At 42.5% G+C, this 840-nt stretch carries 1 protein-coding gene; it reads right to left on the bottom strand.

The features are described 5' to 3' along the window. A partial coding sequence (locus Q0954_RS34120) for a hypothetical protein (RefSeq protein WP_299466610.1) occupies positions 1–840 on the bottom strand: 840 nt, incomplete at both ends.

The following is an 840-nucleotide window of genomic DNA, read 5'->3' as shown; positions in this document are numbered from 1 at the left end:
TCTATAATCTGCTTGACGATCTTTTCCAACCCTAGTTTTTTTATCTCCTCCAACTTTTGGTTCAAGTCTTTTCGGTAAGTCTCGTCTCTGATATACCACACAATGGCCTTGGCAAGCAACATCAGGTGTTTAATATCCTCTGGTGCTTCCTGGGCTTGCTCTACCAAGCCATTGTATATCCCTACTAATAATGGTAAAATCGTTTTAGCAGGTTCCTTTAAGTTGGGGTTGTTCCAGACCGATTCGGGAATTTTGAGTTTGCCCAATTGCCTCACGGCTTGCTCCAATCCTTGTTCCAGCATCATTAGGCTATGCTTGGCCAATATGCCAAAACCATCATAGCTGTTGGCTTGGCTAATGACAATGGTTTGCTCTTTTTCCATGAGGTAGAGGTAGTCACCCAACCTCATTGTCCAAAGTACTTCTACCTCGTTTTTGGCTTTGTTTTGCCTAAAATGCATGCTTATACGCACTGCATTCGGTTTGATTCCTTTTTCGTGGGCAATCTGGTGGGCAGTTTTACCTCTAAACCTAGAGCCAAAATCAGTCATAGAACTGTCTACACTGGCTTCTGAGGTGGTGATAATTTCTAACAAAAGCAGGGTATAGTCATTGGTAAATTGTTTGAGGAAGGCATCTTTGTTAAGGAAAGATTGTACATCATCGGTAAATATGCCCGCATAGTCATTTACGGTGATATTACCCTCTTTGAAAACCCTTGCCCGGTCTTTTTTAAATACACTGACCTTGCCCAACAGCTCGTTTTTTTTGCTGAAAGGCATATTAGTGAGCTGTGCCCGCAGGGTAGACTGAAACTGGGTGACCACATTATCTTCTTTG

It is taken from the genome of uncultured Microscilla sp. (genome assembly GCF_947493425.1).
GTDB lineage: Bacteria > Bacteroidota > Bacteroidia > Cytophagales > Microscillaceae > Microscilla.
The sequence above is the reverse complement of the archived record's forward strand: the minus strand, read 5'-3'. Positions and strand labels throughout refer to the sequence as shown.